This is a genomic window from Ramlibacter albus, assembly GCF_014297445.1.
GTDB lineage: Bacteria > Pseudomonadota > Gammaproteobacteria > Burkholderiales > Burkholderiaceae_C > Ramlibacter > Ramlibacter albus.
The window spans coordinates 159,497-177,009 of sequence record NZ_JACORU010000009.1 but is presented as its reverse complement, the minus strand read 5'-3'; the positions used below and the strand labels follow the sequence as shown (position 1 = coordinate 177,009).

17 protein-coding genes and 1 tRNA gene are annotated in these 17,513 nt (G+C 67.3%); 12 read left to right on the top strand and 6 right to left on the bottom strand.

Annotated features, from left to right (window positions below; genetic code table 11):
* Positions 1-9 precede the first annotated feature (9 nt).
* From H8R02_RS22115 to H8R02_RS22095, 5 genes are all read right to left on the bottom strand, one after another.
* On the bottom strand, positions 10-2,124 hold the full coding sequence (locus tag H8R02_RS22115) for an ATP-binding protein (RefSeq protein ID WP_187083665.1): 2,115 nt from the start codon (positions 2,122-2,124) through the stop codon (positions 10-12).
* Between the two features lie 40 nt (positions 2,125-2,164).
* Positions 2,165-3,010: an ABC transporter ATP-binding protein gene (locus H8R02_RS22110; RefSeq protein WP_435531296.1), complete on the bottom strand. Its 846-nt coding sequence runs from the start codon at positions 3,008-3,010 to the stop codon at positions 2,165-2,167.
* 11 nt (positions 3,011-3,021) lie between these two features.
* Positions 3,022-3,873 (bottom strand): nitrate ABC transporter permease, encoded by an 852-nt coding sequence (gene ntrB, locus H8R02_RS22105; protein WP_187083664.1) that lies wholly within the window; start codon positions 3,871-3,873, stop codon positions 3,022-3,024.
* Positions 3,873-5,168: a CmpA/NrtA family ABC transporter substrate-binding protein gene (locus H8R02_RS22100; protein ID WP_187083663.1), complete on the bottom strand. Its 1,296-nt coding sequence runs from the start codon at positions 5,166-5,168 to the stop codon at positions 3,873-3,875. The genes ntrB and H8R02_RS22100 overlap by 1 nt, the downstream gene beginning before the upstream one ends.
* A gap of 170 nt (positions 5,169-5,338) precedes the next feature.
* Positions 5,339-6,559, bottom strand: coding sequence for a nitrate- and nitrite sensing domain-containing protein (locus H8R02_RS22095; RefSeq protein ID WP_187083662.1), 1,221 nt, complete (start codon positions 6,557-6,559; stop codon positions 5,339-5,341).
* A 41-nt stretch (positions 6,560-6,600) separates the two neighbouring features.
* Between H8R02_RS22095 and tsaD the strand changes: the two genes are divergently transcribed.
* Positions 6,601-7,641: a tRNA (adenosine(37)-N6)-threonylcarbamoyltransferase complex transferase subunit TsaD gene (gene tsaD, locus H8R02_RS22090; RefSeq protein WP_187083661.1), complete on the top strand. Its 1,041-nt coding sequence runs from the start codon at positions 6,601-6,603 to the stop codon at positions 7,639-7,641.
* Here tsaD and H8R02_RS22085 read toward each other — a convergent pair.
* Positions 7,634-8,014 (bottom strand): Hsp20 family protein, encoded by a 381-nt coding sequence (locus H8R02_RS22085; RefSeq protein WP_187083660.1) that lies wholly within the window; start codon positions 8,012-8,014, stop codon positions 7,634-7,636. The two genes, tsaD and H8R02_RS22085, sit on opposite strands and share 8 nt — an antisense overlap.
* 158 nt (positions 8,015-8,172) lie before the next feature.
* Between H8R02_RS22085 and H8R02_RS22080 the strand changes: the two genes are divergently transcribed.
* The 11 genes from H8R02_RS22080 to H8R02_RS22030 all read left to right on the top strand — a co-directional run bounded on the left by H8R02_RS22080 (position 8,173) and on the right by H8R02_RS22030 (position 17,510).
* Entirely contained in the window at positions 8,173-9,423 is a 1,251-nt protein-coding gene (locus tag H8R02_RS22080) for a branched-chain amino acid ABC transporter substrate-binding protein (protein WP_435531298.1), read from the top strand.
* Positions 9,424-9,436: 13 nt separating this feature from the next.
* On the top strand, positions 9,437-10,588 hold the full coding sequence (locus H8R02_RS22075; RefSeq protein WP_187083659.1) for a pyridoxal phosphate-dependent aminotransferase: 1,152 nt from the start codon (positions 9,437-9,439) through the stop codon (positions 10,586-10,588).
* 121 nt (positions 10,589-10,709) lie between these two features.
* A complete protein-coding gene (gene rpsO / locus H8R02_RS22070; protein ID WP_187083658.1) occupies positions 10,710-10,973 on the top strand; it encodes a 30S ribosomal protein S15 in 264 nt (87 codons plus the stop codon).
* A 193-nt stretch (positions 10,974-11,166) separates the two neighbouring features.
* A complete protein-coding gene (gene pnp, locus H8R02_RS22065) occupies positions 11,167-13,527 on the top strand; it encodes a polyribonucleotide nucleotidyltransferase (RefSeq protein WP_187083657.1) in 2,361 nt (786 codons plus the stop codon).
* Between the two features lie 20 nt (positions 13,528-13,547).
* A complete protein-coding gene (locus H8R02_RS22060) occupies positions 13,548-14,537 on the top strand; it encodes an NAD(P)H-quinone oxidoreductase (RefSeq protein WP_187083656.1) in 990 nt (329 codons plus the stop codon).
* Positions 14,534-15,283, top strand: coding sequence for a triose-phosphate isomerase (tpiA, locus tag H8R02_RS22055; protein ID WP_187083655.1), 750 nt, complete (start codon positions 14,534-14,536; stop codon positions 15,281-15,283). The genes H8R02_RS22060 and tpiA overlap by 4 nt, the downstream gene beginning before the upstream one ends.
* Positions 15,284-15,300: 17 nt before the next feature.
* Entirely contained in the window at positions 15,301-15,726 is a 426-nt protein-coding gene (secG, locus tag H8R02_RS22050; protein ID WP_187083654.1) for a preprotein translocase subunit SecG, read from the top strand.
* A 132-nt stretch (positions 15,727-15,858) separates the two neighbouring features.
* Positions 15,859-15,943, top strand: a tRNA-Leu gene (locus H8R02_RS22045).
* 56 nt (positions 15,944-15,999) lie between these two features.
* Entirely contained in the window at positions 16,000-16,371 is a 372-nt protein-coding gene (locus tag H8R02_RS22040; RefSeq protein ID WP_187083653.1) for an NADH-quinone oxidoreductase subunit A, read from the top strand.
* 25 nt (positions 16,372-16,396) lie between these two features.
* Entirely contained in the window at positions 16,397-16,876 is a 480-nt protein-coding gene (locus H8R02_RS22035) for a NuoB/complex I 20 kDa subunit family protein (protein WP_187083652.1), read from the top strand.
* Between the two features lie 13 nt (positions 16,877-16,889).
* Complete coding sequence (locus H8R02_RS22030) at positions 16,890-17,510, top strand: NADH-quinone oxidoreductase subunit C (RefSeq protein WP_187083651.1); 621 nt, start codon at positions 16,890-16,892, stop codon at positions 17,508-17,510.
* Positions 17,511-17,513 lie beyond the last annotated feature (3 nt).

Sequence of the window (17,513 nt, the reverse complement as noted above, 5' to 3'; positions counted from 1 at the left end):
TTTGTCTCCTCAGGCCGGGATTCGGACCTTGAATTCCGTGAACTCGCCGGGTGTGCTGGCCAATACGATCCGGCCGCCCAGCTTCTGCACATTCGCATTCACCACGTCGAGCCCGACGCCGCGCCCGGCGTGCATGCTCACCGTCGCCGCGGTCGAGAACCCCGGCTTGAAGATGTGCGACACGATCTGCCGGTCGTCGAAGTTCTCGAGCTGCGCGGCGGTGTACCAGCCCAGCTCCAGCAGCTTGCGGCGGATGCGCGGGGCCGACAGGCCGGCGCCGTCGTCGCGAACGGACAGCACCCATTCGGATTCGGCGCGCACCAGCTTCACGGCCAGCTGGCCCTGCTTCGGCTTGCCGGTGTCGGCGCGCGTCACCGGCGCTTCGATGCCGTGCGTGATCGCGTTGCGCATCAGCTGGATGCCGATCTCGCGCAGCAGGTCACCCTGGGCAGTCGGCAGGTCGGCGAGGGCGCCCACCTGCACGTTCGCTGCGACGTCCTTGCCGCAGTCGGCCGCCACCTCGCGCACCATGTCGAGGAAGAGTGAGTTGTAGCCGCGGCCGCCCTGCACGGGCATCGCAGGGGCGCGCTGCAGGCCCGTGAGGCTCTTGAGCGCGGCCACCTTGTTCAGCAACTCCTCCAGCGGCATCGGCAGGGCGAGCAGGGCGTTGCCCATGTCGCCGCCGGCGCCGCCGGCGATGCGGCCCAGCTCGTCCTCGAACGCGTGCGCCTGCGCGGCCAGCGTCGTGAGGCCCAGCGCGCCTGCATCGCCCTTGATCGCGTGGATGCTGCGGCGCGCGTCGTCGATCCGCTTGAGCACCGCGGCCTCGCCGTGCGCGGCGGACGTGCTGCGCAGCATGTCGTTCACCGCCAGCAGGTTCTCCTCGGCGCGCGCCACGAACTGGCGCAGCATCGCCGGGTCCGCGTCGATCGCCTTCAGGAGCATGTCGAACTCCTTCTGCGAACGGTTGCGCTCCGACTGCAGCTTCTGCTCCAGCTCCACGCGGGCCGAGATGTCCTGCAGCGTCACCAGCAGGTGGCGCACCGCGCCGCCCTCCTGAACGCGGTTGAAGTGGAAGGACAGGTGGCGCTTGACGTCCTGGCCGAGCCGGTTCTTCACCATGGCCTCCACTTCGGACAGCGGGTTGATGCCCTGCACCAGCTGCTCCTTCACGTGCGGCGCGAACAGCAGCTGCACGTAGTCCTTCGCGTCCGTCATCGTCTTGATCGACACCAGGGGCCGCAGCAGCTCGAAGAAGTCCTGCCCGGGCGCGAGGTTGCGCCCGAACAGCGAGTGGGCCGAGCGCGACAGCTGCGAGCCGAGCTTGAAGTCGGGCGTTAGCAGGAAGAGCCCCTCGCGCACGGCTTGCAGGATTTCGCGGTTCTCGTCGTTCGCCGCCTCGATGGCCGCATCGGAGGTCTGCAGGCGCCGCAGGAACTTGAACAGGATGAACGCGAAGTTCGCCAGCGCCAGCAGGATGCCGCCGGTCTGCACCATGCGCAGCGTCGCCGCGCGCGAGCCGCCGATGGCCTGCGTCTCCGTGACGAAGTCGTTGGCGACGTTCAGCAGCTTGATGTTGTTGGCCTGGCTGTACGCGAGCGCGTCGGCCAGATGCTCGCGGCTGAAGCCGTCGGCCATCAGTGGCTGCAGCCTGGCGTAGTACGGCTTCCACAGCACGTCCATCGCCTGCTCGAGCTCGCGCCCGCGCGGCGAGGTCACCGCTTCCAGGAATACCGGCTTGCCGTCACCACCCGGCACCGTGCCGCCGTTCTTGAAGGCCTCGTGCGACTGGTTCCAGATCTTCGTGCCGCCGCGCAGCTCTGCCAGCGTCTCAGGCTTGAAGGGCTTGTCCGCGGCGCGGGCCGCGTCCAGTTCCAGCAAGGTGCGCGCGATGCGCTGGGACACGTAACGCTGCCGGCCCGCGAGGTTGATCGCGACGGTGTCCTGGTCGATCTTGAACGACGTGTAGAAGTTCAGGACCAGCACGCCGAGGTCGAACAGCAGGAAGAAGGCAACCGCGATGATGATCTCGCGGTACTTGCCGAACGAGACCTTCTTGCGCGAACGCGCGCGCCGCGCGGCCGGCGCTTCGACGCCGGGGTCGAGGGGCAGGACAGCTGCCATGGCTTCCTCCGTGTTGTTGTTGTTGGTCGGGCTTGGGGCTTCAGGCGGTGAGCGCGGTTTCGCGTTTCGGCGCGGCCTTGCGCGCGGGGCTGATCGGCTCCACCTTGCGCTGCTTCTCGTAGAGGAAGGACAGGATCTCCTGCCGGCAGTGGTTGTAGACCGGGTCCTCCGCGAGGGCGATGCGGTTGCGCGGGCGCTCCAGCGGCACATCCATGATTTGCCCCACTTCGGCGGCCGGGCCGTTGGTCATCATCACCACGCGGTCGGACAGCAGCACCGCCTCGTCCACGTCGTGCGTGATCATCAGCACGGTGTTGCCGAGTTCGGCCTGGATGCGGATCACCTCGTCCTGCAGGTGGGCGCGCGTCAGAGCGTCGAGCGCGCCGAAGGGCTCGTCGAGCAGCAGCACCTTGGGCTCCATCGCCAGCGCCCGGGCGATGCCCACGCGCTGCTTCATGCCGCCGGAGATTTCCGAAGGCAGGCGGTGCAGCGCATGGTCCATGTGCACCATGTCGAGGTTGTGCAGGATCCACTCCTTGCGCTCGGCCTTGCTCTTCGTCTCGCGGAAGATCTTGTCGACCGCGAGCTCCACGTTCTGGTAGACGGTGAGCCAGGGCAGCAGCGAGTGGTTCTGGAACACGACGGCGCGGTCGGGGCCAGGCTCGTTCACCTCGCGGCCGTCCAGGATCACGCCACCGGACGTTGCCTTCAACAGGCCCGCGACGATGTTGAGCACCGTCGACTTGCCGCAGCCGGAGTGCCCGATGAGCGAGATGAACTCGCCGCGCTGCACGTCGAGGTCGATGCCCTTGAGCACCGGGTTGGCGGCGGCGCCTTCGCCGAAGGTCATGTCGACGCGCGAGAGGGTGAGATAGGCGTTGGACACTTTTTTTCTCCTTAGCTCGCGGCGGTGCCGCGGGTGACCTTGTGGCCGATGTAGGCGACGATGCGGTCGAGGGCGAAGCCCACGATGCCCACGTAGACGAGGGCGAGCACGATGTCGCTGATGCGCGAGGAGTTCCACGCGTCCCAGATGAAGAAGCCGATGCCAACGCCGCCGATCAGCATCTCGGCGGCCACGATGGCCAGCCACGACAGGCCGACACCGATGCGCAGCCCCGAGAAGATGAATGGCGCGGCGGCCGGCAGCATGATCTTGGCGAAGTACTCCACGCCGTTGAGGCGCACCACCTTCGCCACGTTGCGGTAGTCCTGCGGGATGTTCCGCACGCCGATGGACGTGTTGATGATGATCGGCCAGATCGAGGTGATGAAGATCACGAACAGCGCCGAGGGCTGGCCGTCGCGGAAGGCGGCGAGCGAGATCGGCAGCCACGCGAGCGGCGGCACGGTGCGCAGCACCTGGAACAGCGGGTCGAGGCCGCGCAGCGCCCAGGTCGACTGGCCGACCAGCACGCCCAGGCTCACGCCCACGATCACGGCCAGCGAGTAGCCGTACGCCACGCGCTTCAGGCTCGCGAGCAGCTGCCACGCGATGCCGACGTCGTTGCCGCCGCGGTCATAGAACGGGTGCGTGATCAGCTCCCATGTGTCCTGCACGACCTTGGACGGTGGCGGCAGCCCCGCACCGGGGCGCGAGCCGAGCATCTGCCAGACGAGCAGGATGAAGGCCAGCACGACGAGAGGCGGCAGGACGTGCGTCACGAAGCCCTTTGCCGCGGCCTTCAACACCGTCACCCCGGGCTTGACCCGGGGTCCACCGGGGAGCACCACAGTCGTCGCAGTCATCACGCAGCCCCTTTGATGTACTTGATGGTCAGAGAGTCGAGGTACTTCTTCGGGTTGGCCGGGTCGAACACCTTGCCGTCGAAGAACTTCTCCACACCGCGCGACGTAGACGACGGGATGTCCGCCGCCGCCACACCCAGCTCCTTGGCCGCCGCGCGCCAGATGTCCTCGCGGTTCACCTTGGCGATGAGCGCCTTGGTGTCGAGGTTGGACGGCAGGTAGCCCCAGCGCTGGTTCTCCGTGAGGAACCAAAGGTCGTGGCTCTGGAACGGGTAGCTCGCCTGGTCCTTCCAGTAGCGCATCTGGAACTTGCTGTTCTTCTCCACGCGGCCGGTGCCGTAGTCGAAGTCGCCCTTCACGCGATCGAGCACGTCCTCCAGCGGCGCGTTGATCCAGCGGCGGCGCGAGCAGATCTCGGCCACCTCGGCGCGGTTCTTCGGGTCCTCGCACCACATCTGCGCTTCCATCACCGCCTTGACGAGCGCCTTGGCGGAGTTGGGGTTGGCCTGCACCCAGTCGGCGCGCATGCCCAGCGCCTTCTCCGGGTGGTTCATCCACAGCTCGCTGGTGGTGATGGCCGTGTAGCCGATCTTCTGGTGGATCAGCTGCAGGTTCCACGGCTCGCACACGCAGAAGCTGTCCATGCTGCCGACCTTCATGTTCGCCACCATCTGGGGCGGGGGCACCACGATGGTGTTGATGTCCTTGTTGGGGTCCACGCCGCCCGCCGCCATCCAGTAGCGGATCCACATGTCGTGCGTACCGCCGGGGAAGGTCATGGCCGCGTTCACCGGCTTGCCGGTCTTCACGCGCTTGGCGAGCAGGGCCTTGCCGAAGTCCTTGGTGTCGACGCCGACCTTCAGCGACTTGTATTCCTCGGCGACCGAGATGCACTGGCCGCCGAGGTTCAGGCGCGCCAGGATGACCATCGGCGTGGGCACGTTGTTGGCCGTGACGGCGCCGGTGGTGATGAGGTAGGGCATCGGCGAGAGGATGTGCGCGCCGTCGATGCCGTTGGCCTTGGAGCCCAGCACGAGGTTGTCGCGCGTGGCGCCCCACGAAGCCTGCTTGAGCACCTCCACCTCGGTCATGCCGTGCTTCTTGAAGAAGCCCTTCTCGTCGGCCACGAACAGCGGCGCGGCGTCGGTGAGCGCAATGAAGCCCAGCTTGGCGGCCTTGGTCTCCAGTGCGGTGCCCTGCGCCATGACGATCGTGGGCAGCGCCCCCGTGAGCGTGGCGCCGGCCGCGGCCTTGAGGACCGTGCGGCGGTTGATCGTGTTCTGTTTGCTTTGCATCGTCGTGCTCCTTGGCGAGAAAAAGAAATCGGGCAAAAGGAAACGGCGTCCATCGCACGCCGGCAGGGCTGCCGAGCGGGGATGGACGCCGTTGTCCAGTTGGGTAACCTTGAAGCGCCACCTTTGGCGCTTGCCTTGACCAACCTCAAAGCAGGGACCGTGCCAACTTGCTAGCGCGCACCACCAGGGAGCACATCGGCCAGTGACAGCACCGCATTGGCCACGTCGACCAGCCGCTTGTTCTGGTTCATCGCCATCTGGCGCAGCGCCTTGTACGCCTCGTCTTCGCTGAGGCCGCGATGCGCCATGAGCAGGCCCTTGGCGCGCTCGACGACCTTGCGCTCGTTGAGCGTCGCGCGCACCGATTCGAGCTCGTCACCCATCGCCTGCAGGCGGCGGGCCTGCTCCTGCACCATCGCGAGGATCGAGCGTTCAAGCTGGGGCCCGTAGGGTGTGGTGCCTGCAGCATCGGGCTGGGGCGCGCGCGCCGCCAATTCGTGCAGTTGGGCGCGCTGGTCGTGCAATTCGGTGCGCGCCTGCGCGATCCGGCTCTCGCAAAGCGACCGCAGGTGGGCCGTGAGGAAGTCCTCGACGACCTTCATCGCATCGATGCGCTGCGAGGCTGTCTCGTACCAGTGCTGCGTGAGCTCGGTGTCGAGCACGCCGCCTGCGCGCGCGATGCCGCGCAGCTTGTCCAGCTCCTCCAGCACGGCCACCGAGCGGCTGGCCTGGTGCACGCGCAGGACCTGGGGGTCGGAGAAGTCGGCGAAGGCCTGGAAGTTGGCGTCCTGCGACTCGACCAGGTGGCGCCATTGCTGCACGGTGCCGGGCTCGATGGCGCCCGACGCAAAGGCACGGGCGCCGAGCGCGCGTTCCTGCCCCGCGTATTCCTTGCCCTGCATGAAATTGAAGAGGGCCACGAGCGCGCGCGAGATTTCGGGGTCGGTCGCGGCGTCCGCTGCTTCGTACACGACGGCAAGCAGGCCGGAGATGAGCTTGGCGAACGCGTTCGCGGCTTCCTCGGCGCTGAGCGCATGGTTCGCGACCCGCGCCCGCAGGGCGGGCAGCCCGTCGCAGGCATGCACGACCACGGCGACGCGGCTGAACAGGCGCGCGCCGTTGCGCACGCGAAAGCCTTCGGTATCGAGCTTCTCGAACTCGGCCCGTACCGCCAGCTCGGCGTGAGTGCTCGCAGCGACCTGCTCGGCGCGCTGCTGCGAGAAGCGCGCCCCGCCCGAGCTCAGGTAGATGTTCGACATGCCCCGCTCGCGCTGCAGGGCATGGATGAAGCGCGCGATAACGGTCACGAGCACGCTGCTTTGCGCGAGCTGCTCGAGCTCGGCGATCTCGCACTGGCGGGCGGCCAGGAGGAAACTGGTTCCGGATTTCACCCACACCCACAGCAAAAGGCGTGCCCGCTTAGACTCGGGCCATGCTTGTATTGGGGATCGAGTCGTCCTGCGATGAAACCGGCGTGGCGCTTGTCGACGCCGCCGGCGCCGGCGTGCCGAAGCTGCGTTCGCAGGCGCTGCACAGCCAGATCGAAATGCACCAGGCGTACGGTGGCGTGGTGCCGGAGCTGGCCAGCCGCGACCACATCCGGCGCGTGCTGCCGCTGGCGCGGCATGTGCTGGGCGAGGCGAAGTGCGACCTGCGCGACGTGGATGTCGTCGCGTACACGCGCGGGCCGGGGCTGGCGGGGGCGCTGCTCGTGGGTGCCGGTGTGGCGTGCGCGCTCGGCGCTGCGCTCGGCAAGCCGATCCTTGGCGTGCATCACCTCGAAGGGCACTTGTTGTCGCCGTTCCTGAGCGTGGACCCGCCGGAGTTTCCGTTCGTGGCGCTGCTGGTCTCCGGCGGGCACACGCAGTTGATGCGCGTTGCCTCCGTCGGGGACTACGAGCTGCTGGGCGAAACGATCGACGACGCGGCCGGCGAGGCATTCGACAAGTCGGCCAAGCTGCTCGGCTTGGGTTATCCCGGCGGTCCTGCCTTGTCGAAGCTGTCGGAGCAGGGCCGGGGCGACGCGTTCAAGCTGCCGCGCCCGCTGCTGCACAGCGGCAACCTCGACTTCTCGTTCGCCGGGCTGAAGACGGCCGTGCTGACGCAGGCGAAGAAGCTCGGCAGCGAGCTCGAGGCGCACAAGGCCGACCTCGCGGCTTCGACGCAGGCCGCGATCGTGGAAGTGCTGGTGAAGAAGTCTCTTGCCGCGCTGGACCAGACCGGCGAGAAGCGCATCGTGGTCGCCGGTGGCGTGGGCGCCAACCGTCTGCTGCGCGAGCAGTTGAATGCCGCGTGTGCGAAGCGCGGCGTGCGCGTCCACTACCCCGAGCTGCACCTGTGCACCGACAACGGCGCGATGATCGCGATGGCCGCGGCGATGCGCTTGCAGGCGCACAAGGAAGAAGCCACCGAGGTCTACACGTTCGACGTGAAACCGCGGTGGCCGTTGGCCGAGGTCGGCGGACTTACCTGATCGCGATCGTGCGGGCGTTGGACACCGGCACCTTCTTGGCCAGCTTCAGCGTCAGCACGCCGTTCTCGAGCGTCGCCTCGGTCGCGTCCGCGTCGATCTCGTCGGCCAGCTCGTAGGCGGCCTTGAACTGGCGCTTGGCACCTTCCTTGGTGGCGATGCGCACCACGGCGCCCTCGACTTGCAGGTCGAGTTCCTCACGCGAGACGCCCGGCAGGTCCAGCGTCACGGTCCAGGCCTTGTCGTCCTGGGTGACGTTGAACGAACGGTAGGCCGGCGCGGCGAACACGTCGTTCACGAAGCGCTCGAAGTTGCGGTCGAAAGCGCGGGTGGCAGGAACGAAACCGCGGGTGGTGATGGCGGGGGCGAAGAACATGGTCGGCTCCTTGAGACGTCTGTCGTTGAAAGCAATGCGGATGGCACGATCGGGTACCACCCGGCACTTAAACTGCGCGGCTCTCATCGTGATCGCCGCATGGCCCACATCTGTGCACGCCGCGGCGCAATTCAAGGGGAAGGACCTCCGTGAAAATCCTGAAAAAAGGGCTCTTGAAAGCCCTGGGCGCAGCCCTATTTGTTCCCGCTTTCGCGTTCGCGCAGGCGCCCGTGAAGCTGGCGATGATCGAGGGCCTGTCCGGCGGCAACGCCAACGGCGGCGAAGCGGTCTTCCGCAACCTCGCGTGGGCCGTGGAGCGCGTCAACCAGCGCGGCGGCGTCAAGACGCGTGAAGGTGCCCGCGCGCTGGAACTGGTGCGCTACGACAGCAAGGGCCAGAGCGAGGAAGCGCTCTCGGCGCTGAAGTCCGCCATCGACGACGGCGCACGCGTCATCCTGCAGGGCAATTCGTCGGCGGTGGCGGCATCGATCATCGAAGCCGTCAACAAGCACAACGAACGCGAGCCTGCGCGCCGCGTCGTGTTCCTCAACTATTCGGCCGTCGACCCCATCCTCACCAACGAGAAGTGCAGCTACTGGCACTTCCGCTTCGATGCGCACGCCGACATGCGCATGACGGCGCTGATGTCCGTGCTGCGCGAGGACAAGGCCGTGAAGTCGGTCTACCTCATCAATCCCGACTACAGCTTCGGCCATGCCGTCACGCGCGAGGCGAAGCGGCAGCTCGCGGAGCAGCGCCCCGACGTGCGCGTGGCCGCGGACGAATTGCACCCGCTGATGCGCATCAAGGACTTCGCGCCGTACGCGGCCAAGATCAAGGCGAGCGGCGCCGACGCGGTGATCACGGGCAACTTCAGCAACGACCTCACGCTGCTGGTGAAGGCCGCGCGCGAGGCCGGTTTCGAGGGCAAGTTCTACACGTTCTACGGCAACGCGCTGGGCGCGCCGGCGGCCATCGGTGACGCGGGCATCGGCAAGGTGGTTGCCGTGGCCGACTGGCTGCCCAACGTGCCGACCCAGGAGAGCGAAGCGTTCTACCAGTCCTTCCGCCAGAAGTTTCCGAAGCCCGCCGACGACTACGTGCACATGCGCATGCAACTCCTCATCGAGACGCTGGCGCAGTCCATCGAGAAGGCCGGCACGGTGGAAGCGGGCCCGCTCGCGGCCGCGCTCGAGAAGTCGAGCGTGAAATTCGCCGGGCAGGGCGGCGCGATGCGCGCGGCCGACCACCAGTTCCAGCAGTCGCTCGTCGTTGGCGTGATGGACAGGCAGGGCACGCCCGGCGTGAAGTTCGACGTCGAAGGCTCGGGTTACGGCTTCCGCGTGGTCAAGAACATTGCGCCCGCGCAGGCCGAAATGCCCCACAACTGCACGATGAAGCAGCCCTGAGCACAATCGCGGGATGCGCACCGCCATCCAGAACCTCGAAGAGTCCAAGATCCGTGAAGTCGCCAACGCCGGCATCGGCCGCAGCGACGTGCTGGCCTTCTGGTTCGGCGAGAGCGACGAGGTCACGCCGGAGTTCATTCGCGAGGCGGCCATCGAATCGCTGCGCCAGGGGGAGACCTTCTACGCGCACAACCTGGGGCTGCCCGAGCTGCGCGAGGCCGTGGCGAAGTACACGAGCCGGCTGCACAAGCCGGTGTCCCCGGACCGCATCGCGATCACCTCGGGCGGCGTCAACGCGCTGATGCTCGCGGTGCAGGCGCTGGTGGACGCGGGCGACGAGGTCGTGTGCGTCACGCCGGTGTGGCCCAACCTCACCGCGCAGCCGCTGATCCTGGGCGCGAAGCTAAGGCGTGTGTCGCTGCATCCGCACGGCGGCGCATGGAAGCTGGACCTGCAGGAGCTGCTGGCCGCCGTGACGCCCGGCACGAAGCTGCTGGTGGTGAATGCCCCGAACAACCCGACGGGCTGGACCCTCACGCACGAGGAGCAGCGCGCCATCCTCGAGCACTGCCGCCGCACCGGCACGTGGATCCTCGCGGACGAGGTCTACGAGCGCCTCTATTACGAAGAAACGCCTAACCGCTGCGCGCCGTCGTTCCTCGACATCGCCGAGCCGGAAGACCGCCTCGTCGTCGCGCACAGCTTCTCCAAGAGCTTCCTCATGACGGGCTGGCGCCTCGGCTGGCTGGTCATGCCGCCCAGCATGACGCATGCGATGGGCAAGCTGATCGAGTTCAACACCTCGTGCGCGAGCGTGTTCACGCAGCGCGCGGGCGTGGTGGCGGTCGAGCGGACCGACGACGTGACGCCCCGCGTCGTGCAGCACCTCAAGCTCTGCCGCGACACGCTGGTGCCTTTGCTCCGGAAGGTGCCCGGCATCGAGGTGGAGTCCGCGAAAGGCGGCATGTACGCGTTCTTCAAGCTCGACGGCTTCGGTGACTCGCTCGACCTCGCCAAGCGGCTCGTTCGCGAGGCGGGCGTCGGCATTGCCCCGGGCAACGCCTTCGCGCCGGAAGCCAATGGCTGGCTGCGCTGGTGCTTCGCTTCCAGGGACGTCCATCGCCTGGAAGAAGGCGTCCACCGGCTGCGCCGCTGGCTGGGCTAGATGGATCCCGGGCCAAGCCCGGGATGACCGCTTCCGTTATAATCGCCCGGTTCTGCACTCCCGCAGCCACACACGGTGGCCCGCATTCCCGGGCCATTCGCAAGTAACCCCAAGGAAGACTATGACCGCCATCAACAAGGCCGAGGTCGTCAAGGCCCACGCCCGCTCCGCCACCGATACCGGCAGCCCCGAAGTGCAAGTCGCGCTTCTCACCGCCCGCATCAACGAGCTCACGCCCCACTTCAAGACGCACGCCAAGGACCACCACGGTCGCCGCGGCCTGCTGAACATGGTCAACCAGCGCAAGCGCCTGCTGGCCTACCTGAAGAACAAGGACGCCGAGCGCTACACGGCCCTGATCGGCAAACTGGGCCTGCGCAAGTAAGCGCACCGCACATGACAAGCACGCCTGGGTTGGCCCGCAGCTAGCTCAGGCGTTGTCATTTCGAGCCAAAGGAAAAGAACGCGCGCTGTGTCATTCCACCAAGGCCCTCCGGCAGCACCCGGGACCCTGATGGAATGGCATCGTGTTCGATTCCCGAAGCTCCTTCTCTCAACCTAGAACAAGAGAGCCGAACATGAGCATCTTCAACAAAGTCACCAAGATCTTCCAGTGGGGCAACCACACCGTCAAGCTGGAAACCGGCGAGATCGCGCGCCAGGCCTCCGGCGCCGTGCTGGTGGACATCGACGACACCGTGGTGCTGGCCACCGTCGTCGCATCCAGGAACGCCAAGCCGGGGCAGGACTTCTTCCCGCTGACCGTCGACTACATCGAGAAGACCTACGCCGCCGGCAAGATCCCCGGCAGCTTCTTCAAGCGGGAAGCCAAGCCGAGCGAGCTTGAAACCCTGACCAGCCGCCTCATCGACCGCCCGATCCGCCCGCTGTTCCCCGAGGGCTTCTTCAACGAAGTGCACGTGGTCATCCACACCATCTCGCTGAACCCCGAGGTGGACGCCGACATCGCGGCCATGATCGGCACGTCGGCCGCGCTGGCCATCTCCGGCATCCCGTTCGCCGGCCCCATCGGCGCGGCGCGCGTGGGCTACGTCAACGGCGAGTACGTGCTGAACCCGGGCCCCACCGCCCGCAAGATGTCCGACCTGGACCTCGTCGTCGCCGGCACCGAAAGCGCCGTGCTGATGGTCGAGTCCGAAGCCTCGGGCCTGTCCGAGGAAGTGATGCTGGGTGCCGTGGTGTACGGCCACGAGCAGGGCAACATCGCCATCAACGCCATCCACGAGCTGGTGCGCGAAGCCGGCAAGCCGGTGTGGGACTGGCAGCCGCCCGCGAAGGACGAGGCGTTCATCGCCAAGGTCACGCAGATCGCCGAAGAGAAGTTCCGCGCCGCCTACCAGATCCGCAGCAAGCAGGCCCGCACGCAGGCCCTGCGCGACGCCACCGCCAGCGTCATGCAGTCGCTCAAGGAAGAAGGCATCGAGTTCGACCCGATCAAGGTCGAAGGCCTGCTGTTCGACATCGAGGCGCGCATCGTGCGCAGCCAGATCCTCAATGGCGAGCCGCGCATCGACGGCCGCGACACGCGCACCGTGCGCCCGATCGAGATCCGCACCGGCGTGCTGCCCCGCACGCACGGCAGCGCGCTGTTCACGCGCGGCGAGACGCAGGCCCTCGTGGTCACCACGCTCGGCACCGAGCAGGACGCGCAGCGCATCGACGCGCTGGCCGGCGAGTTCCACGACCGCTTCCTGTTCCACTACAACATGCCTCCCTTCGCCACCGGTGAAGTGGGCCGCATGGGCAGCACCAAGCGCCGCGAAGTGGGCCACGGGCGCCTGGCCAAGCGCGCGCTGATCGCCGCGCTGCCGTCTAAGGAAGAGTTCCCGTACGTGATGCGCGTGGTCTCCGAGATCACCGAGTCCAACGGTTCCTCGTCGATGGCATCCGTGTGCGGCGGCTGCCTGTCGCTGATGGACGCCGGCGTGCCGATGAAGGCGCACGTGGCGGGCATCGCCATGGGCCTGATCAAGGAAGGCAACCGCTTCGCGGTGCTCACCGACATCCTGGGCGACGAGGACCACCTCGGCGACATGGACTTCAAGGTGGCCGGCACCACCAACGGCATCACGGCCCTGCAGATGGACATCAAGATCCAGGGCATCACCAAGGAGATCATGCAGGTCGCGCTGGCGCAGGCCAAGGAAGCGCGCATGCACATCCTGGGCAAGATGCAGGAAGCGCTGGGCGGCGCCAAGGCCGACATCAGCAACTTCGCGCCGCGCCTGTACACGATGAAGATCAACCCGGAGAAGATCCGCGACGTCATCGGCAAGGGCGGCGCGGTCATCCGCGCGCTGACCGAGGAGACGGGCACGCAGATCGACATCGCGGAAGACGGCACCATCACGATCGCGTCCACCGACAGCGTGAAGGCCGAAGAGGCCAAGAAGCGCATCGAGGCGATCACCGCCGACGTGGAAGTGGGCAAGGTCTACGAAGGCCCCATCACCAAGATCCTCGACTTCGGCGCGCTGGTCAACCTGCTGCCCGGCAAGGACGGCCTGCTGCACATCAGCCAGATCGCGCACGAGCGCGTGGAGAAGGTCACCGACTACCTGAGCGAAGGCCAGGTGGTGAAGGTCAAGGTGCTGGAGACGGACGACAAGGGCCGCGTCAAGCTGTCCATGAAGGCGCTGACCGAGCGTCCCGCCGGCATGCCCGAAGAGCAGCCGCGCGAGCGCCGCGAGCGCGAGCCGCGTGGCGAGTACCGCGGGGACCGTGGGGATCGCGGTGATCGTGGCGACCGCGGTGACCGTGGCGACCGCGGCGACCGCGGCGACCGCGGCGACCGTGGCGAGCGCCCGCCGCGCCCGCAGCAGCAGAACCCCGAAGTGGCGGCCGCCGCGTCGCCCGACCAGCAGTCGCAGCAGCAGCTGCCGCTGGCCGGCAACAACAACGAGCCGCAGCAAAGCTGAGCCCGCCGGGCACGACGCGCATGAAAGCGATCGAGATCAGGCAATACGGCGCGCCGGAGGTGCTGGTCGAGGGCGAGCGCCCCGACCCGGTGCCCGGTCCCGGCGAGGTGTTGATCCGCGTTGCGGCCAGCGGTGTGAACCGCCCCGACGTGCTCCAGCGCATGGGCCACTACCCCGTGCCGCCGGGTGCCTCGGACATCCCGGGCCTCGAAGTCGCCGGTGAAATCATCGGCGGCGACGAGCAGGCGATGGCCGCCGCAGGCTTCAAGAAGGGTGACCGCGTCTGCGCGCTCGTGGCCGGTGGCGGCTACGCGCAGCTGTGCGTGGCGCCCGTCGGCCAGTGCCTGCCGGTGCCCAAGGGCCTGAGCGACATCGAGGCGGCTTCGCTGCCGGAGACGTTCTTCACGGTGTGGAGCAACGTGTTCGACCGCGGCCGCCTGCAGGCCGGCGAGAGCTTCATGGTGCAAGGCGGCACCAGCGGCATCGGCGTCACCGCGATCCAGATGGCCAAGGCCATGGGTGCGAAGGTGATAGCCACCGCCGGCAGCGACGACAAGTGCAAGGCCTGCCTCGAGCTGGGCGCCGACCACGCCATCAACTACAAGACGCAGGACTTCGCGGAGAAAGCGAAGGAGTTCACCGGCGGCAAGGGCGTGGACGTCATCCTGGACATGGTGGCCGGCAGCTACGTCGCGCGCGAGGTGGAGTGCGTGGCCGAAGACGGCCGCATCGTGATCATCGCCGTGCAGGGCGGCACGAAGAGCGAGTTCAACGCGGGGCTCGTGCTGCGCAGGCGCATCACGATCACCGGCTCGACGCTGCGCCCGCGCCCCATCGCCTTCAAGGCCGCCATTGCGGATTCCTTGAAAGCGAAGGTGTGGCCCCTCATTGAAAACGGCAAGATCAAGCCCATCATCCACAGCACGTTCCCCGCGGCCGAGGCCGCGAAGGCGCATGCGCTGATGGAAAGCAACCAGCACGTCGGCAAGATCGTGCTGACCTGGCAATGACCGAGAAGAAGAAACTCATCGCCGGCAACTGGAAGATGAACGGTACGCTCGAGGCGAACGACGCCCTCGTGCGCGCCGTCGTGGCCGGCATCAAGGACGCGAAGTGCACCGTCGCGGTGTGCGTGCCCGCGCCTTATTTCGCGCAGGTGCAGATGCTCAAGTCGGGCTCCGCGCTGGAGCTGGGCGCGCAGGACGTGTCGCAGCACACCCAGGGCGCCTACACCGGCGAGGTGAGCGCGCCCATGCTGCGCGAGTTCGGCGTGCGCTACGCCATCGTCGGCCACTCCGAGCGCCGCCAGTACCACGGCGAGACCGATGCGCTGGTGGCCGAGAAGGCCAAGACCGCGCTCGCCAACGGCATCACGCCGATCGTGTGCGTGGGCGAGACACTGGCCGACCGCGAGAGCGGCAAGACCGAAGAGGTGGTCAAGCGCCAGATGGCCGCCGTGATCCACACCAACGGCCACTGCATCAGCGAGATCGTCGTCGCGTACGAGCCCGTGTGGGCCATCGGCACCGGCAAGACGGCCACGCCGGAGCAGGCGCAGGAAGTGCACGCGCTGCTGCGCAAGCAGCTGGCCGCGGCCACCGCGCACGCCGAGCGCGTGAACATCCTCTACGGCGGCAGCATGAACGCGGGCAACGCCGCGTCATTGCTGGCCCAGCCGGACATCGACGGCGGCCTCATCGGCGGCGCGTCGCTCAAGGCGGCGGACTTCCTCACCATCGTCGCCGCGGCCCAGTAATTCAGGAGCTACGAAGAATGAAAGTATTGATGACCGTCCTGCTCGCCGTACAGATGCTGTCGGCGCTGGGCATGATCGGCCTGATCCTCATCCAGCACGGCAAGGGCGCGGACATGGGCGCGGCCTTCGGCAGCGGCGCCTCCGGCAGCCTCTTCGGCGCCACCGGCGGCGCGAACTTCCTCTCGCGCACGACCGCCGTGCTCGCGGGCGTGTTCTTCGTGTGCACGCTGGCGCTGGCCTATTTCAGCAACCTGCGCCCCACCGAGTCCGGCAGCGTGCTCGAGCGCGCGAGCGTCAGCGTGCCGGCACCCGCAGCCTCCGCGGCATCGGGCGCCGCGGCGCAGATCCCTGCCACGCCCGCGGCCCCGGCCGCCAGTGCGGCGGCGGTGCCGGCCGTGCCTGCAACGCCGGCATCTGGCGCAGGTCAAATCCCGACCAAGTAAGTGCGCGGGGGCCCTGCTGCGGTGCAGTAGGCCCCTCGAATGCGAGTACACTTAGCGGTTGTCCGGATAGCCGCGCTGCATTGGCAAAACCATTGCAACGCACTCCTCATGCCTGTCCGGGCGTGAGCAAACGCCGACGTGGTGAAATTGGTAGACACGCTATCTTGAGGGGGTAGTGGCGAAAGCTGTGCGAGTTCGAGTCTCGCCGTCGGCACCATAACAAGAGCCTGTAGCGCAGCGCCGCTACAGGCGGCATGCGGACCCTGCCACAAGATGAACTTAGACCAGTACCTACCTGTCCTCCTGTTCATCCTCGTGGGCATCGGCGTCGGCGTCGCGCCCCAGGTCATCGGGTGGACCGCGGCCAAGTTCCTCGGTTTCCAGAAGCCCGACGCGGCCAAGAACTCCCCTTACGAATGCGGCTTCGAGGCTTTCGAAGACGCGCGCATGAAGTTCGACGTGCGCTACTACCTCGTCGCCATCCTCTTCATCCTGTTCGACCTGGAGATCGCGTTCCTCTTCCCGTGGGCCGTGGCGCTCAAGGAGATCGGCCCCGTTGGCTTCTGGGCCATGATGATCTTCCTGGCCATCCTGGTCGTGGGCTTCGTCTACGAGTGGAAGAAGGGCGCGCTGGACTGGGAGTGATCCCCGGCGCACCGGAAAGCAATCCATGAACAACCAAGGCATCCTCGACAAAGGTGTCGTGACCACCACCGTGGACACGGTCATCAACTGGGCCAAGACGGGCTCGCTGTGGCCCATGACCTTCGGCCTCGCGTGCTGCGCGGTGGAAATGATGCATGCGGGCGCGGCCCGCTACGACATCGACCGCTTCGGCATGCTGTTCCGCCCCAGCCCGCGCCAGAGCGATTTGATGATCGTTGCCGGCACGCTGTGCAACAAGATGGCGCCGGCGCTGCGCAAGGTGTATGACCAGATGGCGGAGCCGCGCTGGGTGCTCTCGATGGGCACCTGCGCCAACGGCGGCGGCTACTACCACTACAGCTATTCCGTGGTGCGCGGCTGCGACCGCATCGTGCCGGTGGACGTGTACGTGCCCGGCTGCCCGCCGACGGCCGAGGCGCTGCTGTACGGCATCATCCAGCTGCAGCAGAAGATCCGCCGCACGCAGACCATCGCGCGCGCCTGAGGGGACGAGACAGATGCACTTCCCTCCCTCGTCCGCCGTCCACCCCGACACGCTCAAGGACACCGTTGCAGCCGCGCTTGGCGACCGGGCCAAGCGCATCGACGTGAAGCTGGGTGAAGTGACGGTCATCGTCACGGCGCAGAACTACCTCGAAGCCTGCCGCACGCTCAAGGACACCGAGGGCTGCAAGTTCGAGCAGCTCATCGACCTGTGCGGCGTGGACTATTCCGAATACCGCGCCGGCGAGTGGGACGGCCCGCGTTACGCCGTGGTCACGCACCTGCTTTCCGTCAGCCTGAACCAGCGCATCCGCGTGCGCGTGTTCTGCCCCGACGACGACCTGCCGGTGGTGGACTCGGTGACGCCGCTCTGGAACTCCGCCAACTGGTTCGAGCGCGAAGCCTTCGACCTGTTCGGCATCGTGTTCGAGGGCCATGCGGACCTGCGCCGCATCCTGACCGACTACGGCTTCATCGGCCACCCGTTCCGCAAGGACTTCCCCGTCTCCGGCCACGTGGAGATGCGCTACGACCCCGAGCGCCAGCGCGTCATCTACCAGCCGGTGACGATCGAGCCGCGCGAGATCACGCCGCGCATCATTCGCGAAGAAAAGTACGGCGGGTTCGCGGAGTAAACG

What these genes read in the sequence shown, in the direction of transcription:
- H8R02_RS22115 (WP_187083665.1), bottom strand. Translation starts at nt 2,124, where the DNA reads ATGGCAGCTGTCCTGCCCCTCGACCCCGGCGTCGAAGCGCCGGCCGCG.
- ntrB (WP_187083664.1), bottom strand. Translation starts at nt 3,873, where the DNA reads ATGACTGCGACGACTGTGGTGCTCCCCGGTGGACCCCGGGTCAAGCCC.
- H8R02_RS22100 (WP_187083663.1), bottom strand. Translation starts at nt 5,168, where the DNA reads ATGCAAAGCAAACAGAACACGATCAACCGCCGCACGGTCCTCAAGGCC.
- tsaD (WP_187083661.1), top strand. Translation starts at nt 6,601, where the DNA reads ATGCTTGTATTGGGGATCGAGTCGTCCTGCGATGAAACCGGCGTGGCG.
- H8R02_RS22085 (WP_187083660.1), bottom strand. Translation starts at nt 8,014, where the DNA reads ATGTTCTTCGCCCCCGCCATCACCACCCGCGGTTTCGTTCCTGCCACC.
- H8R02_RS22075 (WP_187083659.1), top strand. Translation starts at nt 9,437, where the DNA reads ATGCGCACCGCCATCCAGAACCTCGAAGAGTCCAAGATCCGTGAAGTC.
- rpsO (WP_187083658.1), top strand. Translation starts at nt 10,710, where the DNA reads ATGACCGCCATCAACAAGGCCGAGGTCGTCAAGGCCCACGCCCGCTCC.
- pnp (WP_187083657.1), top strand. Translation starts at nt 11,167, where the DNA reads ATGAGCATCTTCAACAAAGTCACCAAGATCTTCCAGTGGGGCAACCAC.
- H8R02_RS22060 (WP_187083656.1), top strand. Translation starts at nt 13,548, where the DNA reads ATGAAAGCGATCGAGATCAGGCAATACGGCGCGCCGGAGGTGCTGGTC.
- tpiA (WP_187083655.1), top strand. Translation starts at nt 14,534, where the DNA reads ATGACCGAGAAGAAGAAACTCATCGCCGGCAACTGGAAGATGAACGGT.
- secG (WP_187083654.1), top strand. Translation starts at nt 15,301, where the DNA reads ATGAAAGTATTGATGACCGTCCTGCTCGCCGTACAGATGCTGTCGGCG.
- H8R02_RS22040 (WP_187083653.1), top strand. Translation starts at nt 16,000, where the DNA reads ATGAACTTAGACCAGTACCTACCTGTCCTCCTGTTCATCCTCGTGGGC.
- H8R02_RS22035 (WP_187083652.1), top strand. Translation starts at nt 16,397, where the DNA reads ATGAACAACCAAGGCATCCTCGACAAAGGTGTCGTGACCACCACCGTG.
- H8R02_RS22030 (WP_187083651.1), top strand. Translation starts at nt 16,890, where the DNA reads ATGCACTTCCCTCCCTCGTCCGCCGTCCACCCCGACACGCTCAAGGAC.